The 16,132-nt window shown below is 62.2% G+C and carries 12 protein-coding genes and 1 pseudogene; 9 read left to right on the top strand and 4 right to left on the bottom strand.

Translation table 11 applies throughout. From position 1 onward, the window contains the following. The 4 genes from B1722_RS08845 to B1722_RS08830 all read right to left on the bottom strand — a co-directional run bounded on the left by B1722_RS08845 (position 1) and on the right by B1722_RS08830 (position 5,027). Entirely contained in the window at positions 1-1,038 is a 1,038-nt protein-coding gene (locus B1722_RS08845; protein ID WP_041063227.1) for an ABC transporter ATP-binding protein, read from the bottom strand. A 251-nt stretch (positions 1,039-1,289) separates the two neighbouring features. Further along, positions 1,290-2,441 (bottom strand): putative ABC transporter substrate-binding protein YdcS, encoded by a 1,152-nt coding sequence (gene ydcS / locus B1722_RS08840; protein ID WP_086792190.1) that lies wholly within the window; start codon positions 2,439-2,441, stop codon positions 1,290-1,292. An 83-nt stretch (positions 2,442-2,524) separates the two neighbouring features. Then, on the bottom strand, positions 2,525-4,012 hold the full coding sequence (locus tag B1722_RS08835; protein ID WP_084234106.1) for a gamma-aminobutyraldehyde dehydrogenase: 1,488 nt from the start codon (positions 4,010-4,012) through the stop codon (positions 2,525-2,527). A gap of 100 nt (positions 4,013-4,112) precedes the next feature. Continuing rightward, the gene (locus B1722_RS08830) at positions 4,113-5,027 is read right to left on the bottom strand and encodes a LysR family transcriptional regulator (RefSeq protein WP_007954670.1); all 915 of its coding nucleotides are present in this window, start codon (positions 5,025-5,027) and stop codon (positions 4,113-4,115) included. A gap of 177 nt (positions 5,028-5,204) precedes the next feature. Between B1722_RS08830 and B1722_RS08825 the strand changes: the two are divergent. The 9 genes and pseudogenes from B1722_RS08825 (at position 5,205) to prfB (ending at position 16,042) form a co-directional block, all read left to right on the top strand. After that, a pseudogene (locus tag B1722_RS08825) lies at positions 5,205-5,941 on the top strand (tellurite resistance TerB family protein). Positions 5,942-6,298: 357 nt separating this feature from the next. After that, positions 6,299-7,921, top strand: coding sequence for a methyl-accepting chemotaxis protein (locus B1722_RS08820; RefSeq protein WP_041063242.1), 1,623 nt, complete (start codon positions 6,299-6,301; stop codon positions 7,919-7,921). Continuing rightward, a complete protein-coding gene (locus B1722_RS08815; protein ID WP_086792189.1) occupies positions 7,921-8,439 on the top strand; it encodes a chemotaxis protein CheW in 519 nt (172 codons plus the stop codon). The genes B1722_RS08820 and B1722_RS08815 overlap by 1 nt, the downstream gene beginning before the upstream one ends. Next, positions 8,436-9,704 (top strand): protein-glutamate O-methyltransferase CheR, encoded by a 1,269-nt coding sequence (locus B1722_RS08810; RefSeq protein WP_086792188.1) that lies wholly within the window; start codon positions 8,436-8,438, stop codon positions 9,702-9,704. Before B1722_RS08815 ends, B1722_RS08810 begins: the two co-directional genes overlap by 4 nt. Further along, positions 9,701-10,396 carry a chemotaxis protein CheW gene (locus B1722_RS08805; protein ID WP_041063251.1) on the top strand — a complete coding sequence of 232 codons (696 nt, stop codon included), beginning with the start codon at positions 9,701-9,703 and terminating at the stop codon, positions 10,394-10,396. The genes B1722_RS08810 and B1722_RS08805 overlap by 4 nt, the downstream gene beginning before the upstream one ends. Further along, a complete protein-coding gene (locus tag B1722_RS08800) occupies positions 10,393-12,687 on the top strand; it encodes a hybrid sensor histidine kinase/response regulator (protein ID WP_041063254.1) in 2,295 nt (764 codons plus the stop codon). Before B1722_RS08805 ends, B1722_RS08800 begins: the two co-directional genes overlap by 4 nt. Continuing rightward, positions 12,684-13,694 (top strand): chemotaxis response regulator protein-glutamate methylesterase, encoded by a 1,011-nt coding sequence (locus B1722_RS08795; RefSeq protein WP_041063258.1) that lies wholly within the window; start codon positions 12,684-12,686, stop codon positions 13,692-13,694. Before B1722_RS08800 ends, B1722_RS08795 begins: the two co-directional genes overlap by 4 nt. A 48-nt stretch (positions 13,695-13,742) precedes the next feature. Next, positions 13,743-14,744 carry a PleD family two-component system response regulator gene (locus B1722_RS08790; protein ID WP_047292797.1) on the top strand — a complete coding sequence of 334 codons (1,002 nt, stop codon included), beginning with the start codon at positions 13,743-13,745 and terminating at the stop codon, positions 14,742-14,744. 202 nt (positions 14,745-14,946) lie between these two features. Further along, positions 14,947-16,042 (top strand): peptide chain release factor 2 gene (gene prfB / locus B1722_RS08785; RefSeq protein ID WP_096795805.1). Its coding sequence is split into 2 segments (ribosomal slippage): positions 14,947-15,018 and positions 15,020-16,042, totalling 1,095 coding nucleotides; the frame shifts between segments, so codons are not numbered across the junction. Positions 16,043-16,132: the final 90 nt, after the last annotated feature.

The raw sequence follows: 16,132 nt of genomic DNA, 5'->3' as shown, positions 1-16,132 counted from the left end.
TCACACCCCGCTCGAGACAGTGTCGTGCAGTGGGATCATCGCTTCCCGCGCCCAGCGTGCGTGCAGGCGCTGGCCGGTCTGGTGCTGCGCGCTGCTGTCGATCCACTGATTGTTGGCGTGGCTGATGCTCAGGGTCTGGCCGTTTTCCAGGGTCAGTTCATAGCGCGTGGCGCTGCCCTGATACTGGATGTCATGCAGCACGCCACTGACTTCGATTTCATGGCTGGCGAGCGGCCCTTCGGCGAAACGCACGTGCTCGGGGCGAATCGAAAACGGCTGCGGATGGCCGCTGAGCTGGCGCGCCAGATCGCCGCGAATCACGTTGGAAGTGCCGACGAATTCGGCGACGAAGGTGGTGGTCGGTTTCATGTACAGATTGCGCGGGGTATCGACCTGTTCGATGCGGCCCTTATTGAACACCGCCACGCGGTCGGACATCGACAGTGCTTCGGTCTGATCGTGAGTGACGAAGATGAAAGTGATGCCGAGCTGGCGTTGCAGCTTCTTCAGTTCACTCTGCATCTGCTCGCGCAATTTCAGGTCGAGGGCGCCCAATGGCTCATCAAGCAACAGCACGCGCGGGCGATTGACCAAGGCGCGGGCGAGGGCGACACGCTGGCGCTGACCGCCGGACAACTGCACCGGTTTGCGTGCGCCGTAGCCGCCGAGGGCGACCATGGCCAACGCCTCTTCGGCGCGCTTGTGGCGTTCGGTTTTGCTCACGCCTTTGACCTTCAAACCGTAGGCGACGTTGTCCAGCACGTTCATGTGCGGGAACAGTGCGTAATCCTGGAAGACGGTGTTCACATCACGTTGATACGGCGGCAGACCGGCGGCTTCGGCGCCGTGAATGCGGATCGAGCCGGCACTCGGTTGTTCGAAACCGGCGATCAGGCGCAGGCAGGTGGTCTTGCCCGAGCCGGATGGGCCGAGCATGGAAAAGAACTCGCCGTCCTGGATATCGATGGAAACCCGGTCAACGGCCTTCACCTCGCCGAACTGCCGGGAAACGTTGGTGAACTGGACTGCAAGCGTCATGGTGCGGTGCTCCAAAAAGGCGCGGGCCGTCGCAGCGGCCCTGCCTGGACTTCTGAAAAAGCTGAAACATCTAACGGTGAATGCGATCCGCTTTTAGCTCCCTCTCCCTCCGGGAGAGGGCGGGGGGTGAGGGTGGCCTCATTGGCCGTCGCCCTTCAATCAAGAACAAAGTCAAAAGCCACCCCCTCACCCCAGCCCTCTCCCCCAGGGGGGAGAGGGGGAAAGGGAGTTAGACCAAGTTGCTCTCGGGCTTACCTGCCGCCCATGATCGCGATGTAGTCCTGGGTCCAGCGGCTATAAGGCACGAATTTTCCGCCTTCAGCCTGCGGGGTTTTCCAGAAGGCGATCTTGTCGAACTGGTCGAAGCCATTGGTCTTGCAACCCTCGGCGCCGAGCAATTCGCTCTCCTTGCACGCCGCCGGCACGGCTGGCAGCGAACCAAACCACGCCGCCACGTCACCCTGGACTTTCGGCTGCAGCGACCAATCCATCCACTTGTACGCGCAGTTCGGGTGCTTGGCCTCGGCGTGCAGCATGGTGGTGTCTGCCCAACCGGTGGCGCCTTCTTTCGGAATGGTCGAGGCAATCGGCTGTTTCTCATTGATCAGGCCGTTGACCTGATACGGCCAGGCACTCGACGCCACCACGCCTTCGTTCTTGAAGTCGCTCATCTGTACCGTGGTGTCGTGCCAGTAGCGGTGGATCAAAGGCTGCTGCGCACGCAACAGATCGAGCACCGCTTTGTACTGTGCTTCGGTCAATTGATATGGATCCTTGATCCCCAGCTCAGGCTTGGCGGTCTTCAGATACAGCGCCGCATCGGCGATGTAGATCGGCCCGTCATAGGCCTGCACGCGGCCCTTGTTCGGCTTGCCGTCGGGGAAGTTCTGCGCGTCGAACAGCACATTCCAGCTGGTCGGCGGCGTCTTGAACACGTTGGTGTTGTACATCAGCACGTTCGGGCCCCACTGATACGGGGTGCCGTAGGTCTGCTTGTTGACCACGTACCATGGCGCATCTTTCAGGCGTGGATCGAGGGTGTTCCAGTTCGGGATCAACGCGGTGTTGATCGGTTGCACGCGTTTGCCGACGATCAAGCGCAATGACGCATCACCGGACGCGGTGACCAGGTCGTAACCGCCCTTGGCCATCAGGCTGACCATTTCGTCGGAGGTGGCGGCAGTCTTCACATTGACCTTGCAGCCAGTGTCCTTTTCGAAACCGGTGACCCAGTCGTAAGCCTTGTCGCTCTCGCCACGTTCGATGTAGCCGGGCCAGGCCACGATATCCAGCTGACCTTCGCCGGCGCCGACGGCCTTCAGCGGCTCGGCGGCTTGCAGGCTGGCACTGGCCAGCAGGGCCGTGGTGATTGCACTGAGCAGTGCGGTCTTGTGCACGAACATGGTTGAACCCTCTTCTTTAAATTATGGTCGGGGCAGTTGTGAACGCGGTGCAGCATGCCGTTGATGGCTTGTTATTAGCGTAGTCAGAGATGCTGGCCGTGGCGGGCCATGATGTGCCGCACCACGCTGTAGTCCTGCAGCGAATCACTGGACAAGTCTTTGCCGTATCCGGAGCGTTTCAGTCCGCCGTGGGGCATTTCGCTGACCAGCATGAAATGGCTGTTGATCCAGGTGCAGCCGTACTGCAAACGGGCGGCGACCTGCATTGCCTTGTCCAGATTCTGCGTCCACACCGACGAGGCGAGGCCGTATTCGGAGTCGTTGGCCCAGTCCACCGCTTGTGCGAGTTCGTCGAAGCGGGTCACGGTCACCACCGGGCCGAACACTTCGCGCTGGACGATTTCATCCGTTTGTTTGCAACCGGCCAGCAGCGTCGGCTGGTAAAAGAACCCGGCGCCGGAATGCACCGCCGCGCCGGTCACCCGCTCGATGTGCGGCTGGCCGAGGGCGCGTTCGACGAAACTGGCGACGCGGTCGCGCTGGCGGGTGCTGATCAGCGGGCCGATCTCGTTGTCGGCATCGCGCTTGCCGGCGAAGCGCAGGCTGCTGACTGCCGCACCCAGTTCGGCAACCAGTTTGTCGTGAATCCCGGCCTGCGCGTAGATGCGGCACGCGGCGGTGCAGTCCTGACCGGCGTTGTAGTAACCGTAGGTGCGCACGCCGTCGACCACGGCTTGCAGGTCGGCGTCGTTGCACACGATCACCGGGGCTTTGCCGCCGAGTTCCAGATGCGTGCGCTTGAGGGTCTTTGCAGCGGCTTGAAGGATTTTCTGCCCGGTGACGATATCGCCGGTCAGCGAGACCATACGCACCTTGGCGTGACCGACCAGATGGCTACCGACGCCTTCGCCACCGCCGCAGATGATGTTGATGACCCCGCGCGGCAGGATCTCGGCGAGTGCTGGCGCCAGTGCGAGGATCGACAATGGTGTGTGTTCCGAGGGTTTGAACACCAGGGTGTTGCCGGCGGCGAGGGCCGGGGCGATTTTCCACGCGGCCATCATGATCGGGTAGTTCCACGGCGCAATCGACGCCACCACGCCAATCGGATCGCGACGCACCATGCTGGTGTAGCCCGGCAGGTACTCGCCACTGAGCTGGCCGGTCTGGCAGCGCACGGCACCGGCAAAGAAGCGGAACACATCGACGGTGGCGCTCAGATCGTCCTGCCGCGCCAGGTGCAGCGGCTTGCCGCAGTTCAGCGATTCGAGGCGGGCGAGGTGATCGGCGTGTTTTTCGACGGCGTTGGCGATGTCCAGCAGCAGACTGGAACGTTGTTGCGGCGTGGTGCGCGACCATTCGGCAAAGGCGCGGTGGGCGGCGAGAATCGCGGTTTCGACCTGCTCGGTGCTGGCCTCGGCGATGTGGGTGAGGATTTCACCGGTGGCCGGGTTGAGGATCGGTTCGACGAAACCTTGACCGGCGACCAGTTCGCCGTCGATCAACAACGCGGTACACATCGGGGTCTGCACGCCAGCCATTTTCCGCGATCTCTTTTCTTGTGTGGTCATTGTTGCTCCCGTGCCCGGGAGCCGACCGTCTTATAGATGCAGCAAGACTAGTGCGCGGCTCCGAGGTCGACAAATTCTAAATACTGAAGGTGGCATTCGATTAAATAGATGGCTTGCGTCCGCCGTGCGGCTGCTCGCGGGCTACGGTCAGGAATGGATCAACCAGTGCGGGGCGCGCGGTCCCTCGGCGCCAGGCCAGACCGACATCGAGGGTCTGGTTGAGGTCGGCGATCGGCCGCGCTTCGATGATGTCGCCCTCCAGTGACCATGGGCGGTACGTCATGTCGGGTTGAATCGAAACGCCGAGCCCTGCCGCCACCAGACTTCGCACCGCCTCGGTGGATGCGGTTCTGAGGGTGATCTTCGGTTGCAGCCCGGCGCCGCGCCATAGGCGTTGGGCGTTGCGATCCATTTCATCAACATTCAGTTGAATCAGCGGTTCGCGAGCGACGTCGGCGAGGTTGATGCTGTCGTGTTCCAGCAGCGGATGCTGGGCCGGCAGCCACAGACGGTGCGGCGAGTGAGTCAGCACTTCGGTTTGCAAGGCGTGGCGGTCTTCGAGGTTGGACAGGATCAGCACGCCGACATCGATCTCGCCGCTGACCAGCAAATGTTCGATGTACGGCCGCTCGTCCTCCATCACCCGGATCTCGACATTGGGATAGGCGCGTTGAAAACGGGTAAGCAGATCGGCGAGGTAATAACCGGCCACCAGACTGGTCACGCCGACAATCAACTGCCCGGCCACTTGATCGGTGCTTTGTTGCAGGCTGCGCTTGGCGTTATCCACCGTTGCCAGAATCAGATGCGCCTGGCGCAGGAATTGATGACCCTGATGAGTCAAGGTCATGCCCTTGGCGTGACGGTTGAACAGGCTGACGCCGATTTCCTCTTCCAGTTGCTGGATCGCCAGCGTCAGGGTCGACTGGGATATGAACGCGGTTTGCGCGGCGGCGGAGATCGAGCCGGTCTCGGCCACCGCGATGAAGTGACGGATCTGACGCAGGGTCATCATGAGAAGGGTACCCGGTGGGCGGTTTTTATCGATTGGCCTGAGTGTATATCGATTTTCACGAAGGGCCTGCGCCTGCTGAGCAACATCTGGAAGCACACTCGCAGGCCGGGCCAAGGCACTTTCGAACTAGGCTGAGGGCCTGATAGATCCGGATAACCCCTGCTTTGGAGGCGGAACATGAACACCCGTGGATTGCTCGACCAACTACTCAAATCCGGCCAGGATCTGTTGCAGAACAAGGCCGGTGGTGCGCAGAACAAACCGGCGGCTGGCGGCCTGGGCGGTTTGCTTGGTGGGTCTTCTGGTGGCAGTGGCCTCGGCGGTCTGCTGTCAGGTGCTGGCGGCGGCGCATTGGCGGCGGCGCATTGGCGGCGGGCGCGATGGGCTTGCTGCTGGGTAACAAGAAAGTGCGCAAGGTCGGCGGCAAAGTTGCGATTTACGGCGGGCTCGCAGCGCTTGGCGTGCTGGCCTACAAAGCCTACGGCAACTACAACGCCCAGAAAGGCACCGCACCGCAAACCGAACCGCAAACCCTCGACCGCTTGCCACCGGCGCAGGCCGAGCAACACAGCCAGGCCATCCTCAAAGCACTGGTCGCCGCCGCAAAGGCTGATGGCCATATCGATGATCGCGAGCGCCAATTGATCGAAGGCGAATTCACCAAACTCGACAACGATCAGGAACTGCAACACTGGCTGCACGCCGAACTCAACAAACCCCTCGACCCAAGCGACGTCGCCCGCGCCGCGAGTACGCCGGAGATGGCGGCGGAGATGTACATCGCCAGCGTGATGCTGGTGGATGAGGAGAGCTTTATGGAAAAGGCGTATCTGGAGGAACTGGCCAAGCAACTGAAGCTGGAGCCGGGGTTGAAGGTAGAACTGGAGAAACAGGTGCGACAGGCGTCGCTATAGAACTGCCTGAACACGCTACTCATGTAGGAGCTGCGGCACGCTGCGATCTTTTGATGTTGACTTTAAAAATCAAAAGATCGCAGCGTGCCGCAGCTCCTACACGTCAGGCGCCGAAATGTGTAGGAGTCAGCCTGCTCGCGATTGCTTTCCAGCCTCACAACAACAGCAATGGCCGATCCATCGCCCCTTTTTGCCGTTCCATCACTGGCACGTCAGCCCCCGATTGTCGGACAGTCCCACCCCAGAGCCTTCCCGCCAATCACCTCGGGTCGGCCCGAGGGTTAAAAAGCGTCTTATAAATGAGACACCGCCCTCGGCTATACTCCCCGCATTTCGACTTAGGCACGAGGAATCACTGTGAAGAACTGGACGTTGCGCCAACGCATTTTGGCGAGCTTTGCGGTGATTATCGCCATCATGTTGCTGATGGTCGTTGTTTCGTATTCCCGCCTGCTGAAAATCGAAGCCAGTGAAAGCAGCGTGCGTGATGACGCCGTTCCCGGCGTCTATTACAGCTCGATGATTCGCGGTGCGTGGGTCGACAGTTATCTGCAGACCCAGGAGCTGCTGGGCCTCAAGGAAGGGCAGGGAATCAGCAGTGAAGATGCGGCGGACTACAAGGCGTTCGAGACGCGCCTGCAAGAGCAGATGGCCAACTACCGCAGCACTGTCACCACCGACGAAGACCGGGTCGAGTTCGCTGCGTTCGAGAAGGATCACGACACCTACATGCAGATCCAGGATCAGGTACTCGATCTGCACAAGCGCAACCTGGAAGCCGAGGCCGTCAAGCTGTTCACCGAGAAGCTGACCCCGGCCTGGTACACCGGTCGCATGAAACTCAATGACATCATCGGCGAGAACAAGCGGGTCGCCGATCAGGCCATGGCCAACATCGACGAGGCGGTAGCGGCGGCCAAGGTCAGCATGTTTGTCTCGCTGCTGGTGGCCGTGCTGGCGGCAGGTGCCTGTGGCCTGCTGCTGATGCGCGCGATCATGGCGCCGATGAACCGCATTGTGAAGATCCTCGAAATCATGCGCACCGGCGATCTGAGCAGCCGTCTGAATCTGGATCGCAAGGACGAGTTCGGCGCGGTGGAAACCGGCTTCAACGACATGATGACCGAGCTGACTTCGCTGGTGTCTCAGGCCCAGCGTTCGTCGGTACAGGTGACCACCTCGGTGACCGAGATTGCCGCCACGTCGAAGCAGCAACAGGCCACCGCCACCGAAACCGCGGCCACCACCACCGAAATCGGCGCGACCTCGCGGGAAATCGCCGCCACCTCGCGGGATCTGGTGCGCACCATGACCGAAGTGTCCACCGCCGCCGATCAGGCCTCGGTACTCGCCGGTTCCGGCCAGCAAGGCCTGGCGCGCATGGAAGACACCATGCACTCGGTGATGGGCGCAGCCGATCTGGTCAATGCCAAACTGGCGATCCTCAACGAGAAGGCCGGCAACATCAATCAGGTGGTGGTGACCATCGTCAAGGTCGCCGATCAGACCAACCTGCTGTCGCTCAACGCCGCCATCGAGGCCGAGAAGGCCGGTGAGTACGGCCGTGGTTTTGCCGTGGTCGCCACCGAAGTACGGCGTCTGGCGGATCAGACCGCCGTCGCCACTTACGACATTGAGCAGATGGTCCGCGAGATCCAGTCGGCGGTGTCTGCCGGCGTGATGGGCATGGACAAGTTCTCCGAAGAAGTGCGCCGGGGCATGGCCGAAGTGCAGCAGGTCGGCGAGCAACTGTCGCAGATCATCCATCAGGTGCAGGCGCTGGCGCCGCGGGTGTTGATGGTCAACGAAGGCATGCAGGCCCAGGCCACCGGTGCCGAACAGATCAACCATGCGCTGGTGCAGTTGGGCGACGCCAGCAGCCAGACCGTCGAGTCGTTGCGTCAGGCCAGTTTCGCCATCGACGAACTGAGCCAGGTGGCCGTCGGGCTGCGCAGTGGCGTTTCGCGATTCAAAGTCTGATGAGCGAAATCACCGCCAAACGCAGCGCTGCGCCGGTGGCGAAGCAGGCGTTGTTCCTGCTGTTTCGCATCGGCAGCGAGCGTTACGCCTTGCGCGCCACCGAGGTGGCGGAAGTGTTGCCGCGCCTGCCGTTGAAGCCGATTGCCCAAGCGCCGAACTGGGTCGCCGGGGTGTTCGCCTATCGCGGTGCGGTGGTGCCGGCCATCGACCTCAGTGCGCTGACCTTCGGCCAACCGGCCGAGGCGCGTACCAGCACCCGGCTGGTGCTGGTGCATTACCGCCCGGATGAACGGCAGCCGTCACGCTGGCTCGGACTGATACTCGAACAGGCGACCGATACCCTGCGCTGCAATCCCGAGGATTTTCAGCCGTATGGTCTGGACAATCGTCAGGCGCCGTACCTCGGCCCGGTGCGCGAAGATGCCCAGGGTCTGGTGCAGTGGGTGCGGGTCAACGATTTGCTGGATGACGCCGTGCGCAGCCTGCTCTTTCCCGCGCCGCATGAGGCGCCGTCATGAGCAGCGATCAACGTTTTTTCGATTTTCTCAAGGAACGCATCGGTCTGGATGTCACGTCGGTGGGGCCTGCGATCATCGAGCGTGCGGTGCGCCAACGCACCACGCTCTCGCAAGCGGCGCACAGCGATGAATACTGGCAACTGTTGCAAGGTTCGCGGGACGAACAGCAGGCGTTGATCGAGGCGGTGATCGTCCCCGAAACCTGGTTTTTCCGTTACCCGGAATCCTTCGCCACCCTCGGCAAGCTGGCGCGCAAGCGTCTGGACGAATTGAACAACATGCGCGCGCTGCGCATCCTCAGCCTGCCGTGTTCGACCGGCGAGGAACCCTATTCGATCGCCATGGCCTTGCTCGATGCCGGGCTCAAGCCCCATCAGTTCAAGGTCGATGGCATGGATGTCAGCCCGCTGTCGGTGGACAAGGCGCGGCGCGGGCTGTACGGCAAGAACTCGTTTCGCGGTCAGGATCTGGACTTTCGCGAGCGTCATTTCACCGCCGAACAGGACGGCCATCGAGTCAGCGACGCCGTGCGCGAACAGGTGCGCCTGCAGGCCGGCAATGTGCTGGATCCGGCGCTGCTGGCGGGTGAGCCGCCGTTCGATTTCGTGTTCTGCCGCAACCTGTTGATCTATTTCGACCAGCCGACCCAGAAGCAGGTGTTCGAAGTGCTCAAGCGTCTGACTCACGTGGATGGCGTGCTGTTCATCGGCCCGGCCGAGGGCAGTCTGCTCGGGCGTCTGGGCATGCGCTCGATTGGCATACCGCAGTCGTTTGCCTTCAGTCGACAAAACGATCCGGTACCGCAACCGCTGTCGCTGCCGACTCCGCCACCATTGCCCGTGCGCCAACCGCTGCGCACGCCGCCGCCACCCGTGCGCCCGCGTCCGTTTGCCAACGTTGCACCGTTGCCCGTCAGCAGCAAAAGCGTCAACCCGGACGCGGCGACCTTGCTCGCCAACATCGCTGCGCTGGCCAACGAAGGCAAAAGCGCCGAGGCCCGTTCGGCGTGCGAGCAGTACCTGCGCAGTCACGAACCGGTGGCGCAGGTGTTCTACTGGCTCGGCCTGCTCAGTGACGTGGCCGGCGCCACCCTCGAAGCCCAGAGCCATTACCGCAAGGCCTTGTACCTTGAGCCGCAACACCCCGAAGCATTGATGCACCTGGCTGCGTTGCTGCAGGCCCAGGGCGACAGCGCCGGTGCCAGACGATTGCAGGAACGCGCCGCGCGCAGCGGTCGTACCGCCGACAGTGAGCGTAAACGATGATCCCGTCCGACACCTTGAACGTCACCCACGAAGACGCCCGGGCCATCGATGACTGCTGGAACCGCATCGGCATTCACGGCGACAAGTCCTGCCCGTTGCTGACCGAGCATATTCACTGCCGAAACTGCGCGGTGTATTCCGCTGCCGCCACGCGTCTGCTCGACCGCTATGCGTTGCAGCAGGATGAGCGCGACCCGGTCGCCGTGGCGGTCGAAAGCGATGTGAAAACCCGTTCGCTGCTGATGTTCCGCCTCGGCGAAGAGTGGCTCGGCCTGGCCACTCGCAGTCTGGTGGAAGTCGCTCCGCTGCAGGCGATCCACTCGTTGCCACACCAGCGCTCGCGGGCCCTGCTCGGCGTGGCGAATGTGCGCGGCGCGCTGGTGGCGTGCCTGTCGCTGGTCGAGTTGCTCGATCTGGATGGCAACGCCGCACCGGCCACGGGCGCGCGGATCATGCCGCGTATGCTGATCATCGCCGCCCACGGTGGGCCGGTGGTGGTGCCAGTGGATGAGGTCGACGGCATCCACGCCATCGATGAAAAAATTCTCGACGCCGCGTCGCGTGCCGGCAGTGAGCACAACAGCACTGCCAGCGCCAAATACACCCGTGGCGTCCTGCAATTCCGGGGACGCAGCCTGCGTTGGCTGGATGAAGAACAGTTGCTGTCCGCCGTGACCCGGAGCCTCACATGACCCCCGAGCAAATGCGCGACGCCTCGCTGCTGGAACTGTTCAGCCTCGAAGCCGAGGCCCAGACCCAGGTGCTGAGCAGCGGGCTGCTGGCGCTGGAGCGTAATCCGACTCAGGCCGACTATCTGGAATCGTGCATGCGTGCGGCGCACTCGCTCAAGGGCGCGGCGCGGATCGTCGGCATCGACAACGGTGTCAGCGTCGCCCACGTGATGGAAGATTGTCTGGTCAGCGCTCAGGAAAAGCGGCTGTTGCTGCGCCCCGAACACATCGATGCGTTGTTGCAGGGCACCGATCTGTTGATGCGCATCGCCACACCGGCCAATGCCCCGCAAGCGCCGGACATTGAGGCGTATGTGGCGTTGATGGGCCGCCTGCTCGACCCTTCGACACCGCCCGCCGTGGCGTCGCCGCCCATGGCCGAATTGCAGATGCAGGCACCGTCTGCGCCGATTGAAACGCCACCGCCAGCGCCGCCGGCGGTTGATGCACCGCTGGAAACCTCCGATCCGGCGCCGCGCAAGAACAAACGCACCACCGAAGGTGGCGAGCGCGTGCTGCGGGTCACTGCCGAGCGTCTGAACAGCCTGCTCGACCTGTCGAGTAAATCACTGGTCGAAACCCAGCGACTCAAGCCGCATCTGGCTACCATGCAGCGCCTCAGGCGCATGCAGAACAATGGTCTGCGGGCGCTGGAAAGCCTCAATGTGCATCTCAAGGAACAGACGCTGAGCCTCGAAGCCCAGGAAGCCCTTGAAGATGCGCGGCGCTTGCTGGCCGAGTCTCAGCAATTGCTCGCGGAAAAGAACGCCGAGCTCGACGAATTCGCCTGGCAGGCCAGCCAGCGCGCACAAGTGCTCTACGACACCGCGCTGGCCTGCCGCATGCGCCCGTTTGCCGACGTGCTCACCGGTCAGGTGCGCATGGTTCGGGATCTGGGGCGCAGTCTTGGCAAACAGGTGCGGCTGGAAATCGAAGGCGAGAAGACGCAGGTCGACCGCGACGTACTGGAAAAACTCGAAGCGCCGCTGACTCATCTGCTGCGTAACGCGGTCGACCACGGCATCGAAACCCCGGAACAACGCCTGCTCAAGGGCAAGTCCGAAGAGGGCCTGATCCGCCTGCGTGCTTCGCATCAGGCCGGTTTGCTGGTGCTCGAACTGAGTGACGACGGCAATGGTGTCGACCTGGAAAAGGTCCGCCGCAGCATCGTTGAACGCCAATTGTCACCGGCCGAAACTGCCGCGCAGTTGAGCGAAGAAGAACTGCTGACGTTCCTGTTCCTGCCAGGTTTCAGCCTGCGCGACACCGTCACCGAAGTGTCGGGGCGTGGCGTCGGCCTCGACGCGGTGCAGCACATGGTCCGGCAACTGCGCGGTGCAGTGGTGCTGGAGCAGACGGCGGGCGAGGGCAGCCGCTTTCATCTGGAAGTGCCGCTGACCCTGTCGGTAGTGCGCAGTCTGGTGGTGGAGGTCGGCGAGGAAGCCTATGCGTTTCCGCTGGCGCACATCGAGCGCATGTGCGACCTGGAGCCACAGGACATCGTGCAGATCGAAGGTCGCCAGCATTTCTGGCACGAAGGCCGACATGTCGGGTTGGTCGCCGCCAGCCAGTTGCTGAATCGTCCGGCCAGTCAGAGCAGCGGCGAAACCCTCAAGGTCGTGGTGATCCGCGAGCGCGATGCGGTCTATGGCGTGGCGGTCGAACGATTTGTCGGCGAGCGCACTCTGGTGGTGCTGCCGCTGGATGAACGACTGGGCAAGGTGCAGGACATCTCCGCCGGGGCGCTGCTTGACGATGGCTCGGTGGTGCTGATCGTCGATGTCGAAGACATGTTGCGCTCGGTGGACAAGCTGCTCAACACCGGGCGTCTGGAGCGTATTGCGCGGCACGGCAACCAGGCCGCCGAAGTGGCGCGCAAACGGATTCTGGTGGTCGACGATTCGCTCACGGTGCGCGAGCTGCAGCGCAAGCTGCTACTCAATCGCGGCTACGACGTGGCGGTCGCGGTGGATGGCATGGACGGCTGGAACGCGCTGCGTTCGGAGGACTTCGATTTGCTGATCACCGACATCGACATGCCGCGCATGGACGGCATCGAACTGGTTACGTTGCTGCGCCGTGATACCCGTCTGCAATCGCTACCGGTGATGGTGGTCTCGTACAAGGACCGTGAAGAGGACCGCCGTCGTGGACTGGATGCGGGCGCCGACTATTATTTAGCCAAGGCCAGTTTTCATGACGACGCCCTGCTCGATGCAGTGGTTGAGCTCATTGGAGGAGCGCGGGCATGAAAATCGCAATCGTCAACGACATGCCACTGGCGGTGGAGGCTTTGCGCCGTGCGCTGGCCTTCGAGCCGGCGCATCAAGTGGTCTGGGTGGCCGGCAACGGCGCCGAGGCCGTGCGTCTGTGTGCCGAAAACACCCCGGATCTGATCCTGATGGACCTGATCATGCCGGTCATGGACGGTGTCGAGGCCACGCGACGGATCATGGCTGAAACCCCGTGCGCGATCGTCATCGTCACAGTCGACCGCCAGCAGAACGTGCATCGGGTGTTCGAGGCCATGGGCCACGGTGCGCTGGATGTGGTCGATACCCCGGCCCTGGGGGCCGGTAACGCGCAGGAAGCGGCGGCGCCGTTGCTGCGCAAGATCCTCAATATCGGCTGGCTGATCGGCGAGAAAACCCCGCGTTCGCGTCCGGTGCCGACACCGCACCGCAGTTCGGCGTCGTGCAAGCGGCTGGTGGCGATCGGCTCCTCTGCCGGCGGGCCGGCCGCGCTGGAAGTATTGCTCAAGGGCCTGCCACGCAATTTTTCGGCGGCCATTGTGCTGGTGCAGCACGTCGATCAGGTGTTTGCGGCGGGCATGGCCGAATGGCTGGCCAGCGCCAGTGGCCTGGACGTGCGCCTGGCCCGCGAAGGCGAGCCACCACAGGCCGGCGCGGTGCTGCTGGCTGGCACCAATCACCATATTCGCTTATTGAAAAACGGCACGCTGGCCTACACCGCCGAGCCGGTCAACGAGATCTACCGACCCTCGATCGACGTCTTCTTCGAAAGTGTCGCCAACTATTGGAACGGCGATGCCATCGGGGTTTTATTGACCGGAATGGGACGCGACGGGGCGCAAGGGCTTAAGCTCATGCGCCAGCAGGGATACCTGACCATCGCGCAGGATCAGCAAAGCAGTGCGGTGTACGGCATGCCCAAGGCCGCAGCGGCGATCGATGCAGCCGTCGAAATCCGTCCACTGGAAAAGATAGCGCCACGATTGCTGGAGGTTTTCCCCAAATGAACAGCGTTTTCCGCAATCCTGGCCCCCGTAGTACTCAGGTGACCGCCCATGAATGATTTACAGATCGACGACATTAAAACCGACGAGAACGCCGCCATGGTGTTGTTGGTGGACGATCAGGCGATGATCGGCGAAGCCGTGCGCCGTGGGCTGTCGAACGAAGAGAACATCGACTTCCACTTCTGTTCCGACCCGCACCAGGCCATCGCCCAGGCGGTACGGATCAAGCCGACGGTGATTTTGCAGGACCTGGTGATGCCCGGCCTCGACGGCCTGAGCCTGGTGCGCGAATACCGCAATCACCCGGCGACCAAGGACATCCCGATCATTGTGCTGTCGACCAAGGAAGATCCGCTGATCAAGAGCGCGGCGTTCTCCGCCGGGGCCAACGATTATCTGGTGAAACTGCCGGACACCATCGAGCTGGTGGCGCGCATTCGCTATCACTCGCGCTCCTATATGACCCTGCTGCAGCGGGATGCGGCGTACCGTGCGCTGCGCGTCAGCCAGCAGCAGTTGCTCGACACCAACCTGGTGCTGCAACGGCTGATGAACTCCGACGGCCTGACCGGGCTGTCCAATCGCCGGCACTTCGACGAGTACCTGGAGCTGGAGTGGCGCCGCTCGTTGCGCGATCAGAGCCAGTTGTCGTTGCTGATGATCGACGTCGATTACTTCAAGTCCTACAACGACAGCTTTGGCCATGTCGAAGGCGATGAGGCGCTGCGCAAGGTCGCCACGGCGATCCGCGATGCCAGCGCCCGACCGTCGGATCTGCCGGCACGCTACGGCGGTGAAGAGTTCGCGCTGGTACTGCCGAACACCTCGCCGGGCGGTGCCCGGCTGGTGGCAGAGAAGCTGCGCCAGACCGTGGCGGCGCTGAAGATTCCGCACAACACCCCGAGCGAAGGGGCGAGCCTGACCATCAGCATCGGCCTGGCGACCATGGTGCCGCAGGCGGGCAGCGATTGCCGGTTGCTGATCTCGGCGGCGGATCGCGGGTTGTATCAGGCGAAAAACAATGGCCGTAACCAGGTAGGTATCGAGTAACCCATCAATTGCTGTAGGAGCTGCCGCAGGCTGCGATCTTTTGATCTTAAAATGCAAAATCAAAAGATCGCAGCCTGCGGCAGCTCCTACAGGGCAATGTGTCAAGTGATTCACCCCGACAGCCGCCAGACGGGCTGCCGTGACCGCGTGATTACGTTATACTCGCCGGCTTTCAAAAGTTCGCCAACGAGTGCTGCCCGTCATGGAAATCAACCCGATCCTGAACACCATCAAGGACCTGTCCGAGCGCTCCGAAACTATTCGGGGGTATCTTTGACTACGATCAAAAGCATGAGCGTCTGATCGAAGTCAATCGCGAGCTTGAAGATCCTGCAGTCTGGAACAAACCTGAATACGCCCAGGAACTGGGCCGCGAGCGAGCATCGTTGGCGCAGATCGTCGACACCCTGGATGAGCTTTCCAGCGGTCTGGCCGATTCCCGCGAGCTGCTCGACATGGCCGTTGAAGAAAACGACGAAGGCGCGGTAAACGACGTCGTTGAACTGCTTCAAGGGCTTGAAGAGTCACTGGCCAAGCTTGAATTCCGCCGCATGTTCAGCCACGAAATGGACCCGAACAACGCCTACCTGGACATCCAGGCCGGTTCCGGCGGCACCGAGGCCCAGGACTGGGCCAACATCCTGCTGCGCATGTACCTGCGCTGGGCGGACAAACGCGGTTTCGACGCGACCATCATGGAACTGTCGGCCGGTGAAGTCGCCGGTATCAAAGGTGCGACCGTGCACATCAAGGGCGAATACGCCTTTGGCTGGCTGCGCACCGAGATCGGCGTGCACCGTCTGGTGCGCAAGAGCCCGTTCGACTCCGGCAACCGTCGCCACACTTCGTTTTCTGCCGTTTTCGTCTCGCCGGAGATCGACGACAAGGTCGAAATCGAAATCAACCCGGCAGACCTGCGGATTGACACCTATCGTTCATCCGGTGCTGGTGGTCAGCACGTAAACACCACCGACTCGGCCGTACGTATCACTCACGTACCGACCAACACCGTGGTCAGCTGCCAGAACGAACGTTCCCAGCACGCCAACAAGGACACCGCGATGAAAATGTTGCGGGCCAAGTTGTACGAGCAGGAAATGCAGAAGCGCAACGCCGCTTCCCAGGCGCTGGAAGACACCAAGTCGGACATCGGCTGGGGTCATCAGATCCGTTCGTACGTGCTCGACGCGTCGCGGATCAAGGACTTGCGCACCAACATCGAACGCAGCGACTGCGACAAGGTACTCGACGGCGATATCGACGAATACCTGGAAGCCAGCCTGAAATCGGGGCTGTAACAGACGCACACAGGGTCGCTGATGCAACGCGATCCCTGTAGGAGCCAGCCCTGCTGGCGATTCCCGGGCCGCCAGGCCCGGGGGCAACGA

Origin of the sequence: Pseudomonas sp. SCPG-7 (assembly GCF_002156405.1) — a bacterium.
GTDB lineage: Bacteria > Pseudomonadota > Gammaproteobacteria > Pseudomonadales > Pseudomonadaceae > Aquipseudomonas > Aquipseudomonas parakoreensis.
Note: the sequence above shows the minus strand (reverse complement) of the source record. Positions and strands in the feature narration are given on the sequence as shown.